Source organism: Streptosporangium subroseum (assembly GCF_900188345.1).
Classification (GTDB): domain Bacteria; phylum Actinomycetota; class Actinomycetes; order Streptosporangiales; family Streptosporangiaceae; genus Streptosporangium; species Streptosporangium subroseum.
Map to the genome: position 1 here is coordinate 1 of NZ_FZOD01000149.1, position 2435 is coordinate 2435.

Genomic DNA, 2435 nt, shown 5'->3' on the forward strand with positions numbered 1-2435 from the left:
CCGGCGATGGAGCTTTGCCGGTGAAAAGGCCGAGGGCCCCGGCTTGCGCCGGGGCCCTCGGATGATGCTGGGGTGAGCGTGAGGTTTGGACCCTCATGCTCGAGTGATCGTCGAGTAGCTACTACTACTTGATGATCGAGCCGGACCACACAGCGGCGGCCTTGTTGTAGACCGTCGCGGTCTCGCCATCGAAGTAAGGCGAGGTGTTGGTGTCAATGCGACCGTTGCCGTCGGTGTCACCGAACAGGCTGGTGGTGCCGTTGACGTAGCCCAGACGCTTGGCGCTGCTGTACTTGACGAGCCACGGGGCGCCATCGGAGCCGCTGGTCATCGAGGACTTCAGGCCGACGTGCTCTTCGACCTTGTCGGCCGCGGAGACGTACTTCTTGGCCTGGGTCTTGCCGTAGACCCACTTGGGCGTAACGCCGGTGAAGGCCTTGTTGCCGTCGGGGTGCGCGGCCTCCGGGTAACCGAAGACGTAGACCGTCTGGCCGGCCTTCTGGTTCCAGGTGAAGCCCTGGCCACCGACGTTGTCGCCGAGGCGACCGACATCAGCGGTCGGCTTGATGAAGTAACGGTAGATCGTGTACTTCACCGACTTGGTGTTCTTGGTGTACTTCAGGATGAAGTACGAGGTGATGGTGTAGTTGCCCTTACCATCGGTCGCCTTGTAGCCCAGACCCTTGTAGGCGTCGTACTCGGTCTTGGTGACCTCGGTGACCTTGGGCAGGAGCTTGGAGCCGGCGGCCGGCCACTCACGCTGGCTGAGCTTGTCCCAGCCACCGTTCCGCGTCGCGGCGTAGACGTCGTTGCCACGCACACCGTAGAGGCCGTGAGAGGTGTTCTTCTCGTAGGTCCACTTGTCGGTCTCAACGGAGATCGGCTGCGCGTCCTTGTAGGAGGGACCAACCTCGTCAGAGGCGTTGACGTCCTCGACCTTGCCGACGTAACCCTTCTGCGTCAGCTTGTCGTACTCTTCGAACGTGGCGACGGTCTCGGCCTTCTCGACCTTCTCGCCGTTGTAGTCCTGGTACTCCTTGTAGGAGACTTCCTTGCCGGGTCCACCGATCTGGACACCGTTGTAAACGGTCACGAACGCGTAGTCGCGGTCGCGGTCGTTGTACACGCTGAAGTCGTAGTGCACGTAGGCGGTCTTGCCGACGTAGATGCCCCACGGGGTCTTGCCCTGGTAGTAGCCGGGCACGAAGACCCAGTGGTCGAGGACCTGGGCGTTGGCCTTGTCGTCGTAGACGCAGTGACCGGCGGTGGAGACCAGGTTGCGGTACTTCGACTGGATCGAGGTGGCGGAGCACCAACGCGGCTTGCCGGCGGCGTCGAGGAAGAACACCTTGCCAATGGACTTGGGAAGGTTGACGTTCTTGACCACCGAGGTGGACTTCTTCTCTTCGCCGATCGGGGCGACCACGCCGGGCTTGCCATCGGGGGTGTAACCGCCCGAGGAGCTCAGCTTCGAGGCCTTGACGGTCTCGGTGGTGTAGGAGGTCGCCTGGGCGAGCCGGTTGGCCGTGCCGTTGGCCTCGGTCCAGAACGCCGCGGTCTCCGCAGCGGTCGGGGCGTCCTTGGCCAGGGTGTCGGAGGCCCAGTCCGGGTTGGCGTTGGCGCTAGCGGTGCCGACCAGGCCGGCAGCCAGCAGACCGGTGGCGAGCAGTGCGCCACCGGCGGGGAGGAGAATGCGCTTCAAGGGGAGCTCCTTGGTCTGATGTGGAACGCTTCTTGCGTCCCATGCGTCAGTAAAGGGAATGCCAGAAACATACAGTGTTGATCTTGGGGACCGGAAGCCGATTCGACAGGGAAAGATTCGGCTCGTCCTGCAGAGATCATTTCGTGATGTTTGATGGGTCTCGAGGCTGTTGTGAAAGCTGAGGCAATTCACAGCGTTTTCCCAGTTAGGCATAAGTTTGGCGCAAGGGCACCAATGCTGCGTGAGCATTTCAATACGGTGAGTAACCATACGTATGTGACGTAAATCACATTCAATCGATGGCACCGATTCGCTCGCCGCCACGTCTAAAACTCCCACAGGCTCTTGAATCGGGCGGTGGGTGGCGCCTGTGAGTCCGGTTGCCGGAGGATGCCGAAGAAGCCACAGACGTCGCCGTGGCCGGTGTGGACACAGCCGTGCGTCAGAGATCTCCGCCGGCCCTTGATCCTTTGGCTGTCACACCGTCGGTGGTGGAGCTGGGCTATCCGAGCCAAGACGCTCAATCTCGCCTGACGGCGCAACGTAGCGCTTCAGAGGGGGAGAGCCGGCGTGCGCAGATCTCGCCGTTTCCGCTGAAAACCATTGAAGGGCCCGGCGCATGCGCCGGGCCCTTCAATGGTTTTCACTCTGCCGGCGATGGAGCTTTGCCGGTGAAAAGGCCGAGGGCCCCGGCTTGCGCCGGGGCCCTCGGATGATGCTGGGGTGAGCGTGA

General features: G+C 62.3%; 1 protein-coding gene. It reads right to left on the minus strand.

Features of this window, described 5'->3' with window-relative positions; translation table 11 throughout:
* Positions 1 to 124: 124 nt before the first annotated feature.
* Entirely contained in the window at positions 125 to 1702 is a 1578-nt protein-coding gene (locus CHC08_RS47675) for a trypsin-like serine peptidase (RefSeq protein ID WP_089213947.1), read from the minus strand.
* Positions 1703 to 2435 lie beyond the last annotated feature (733 nt).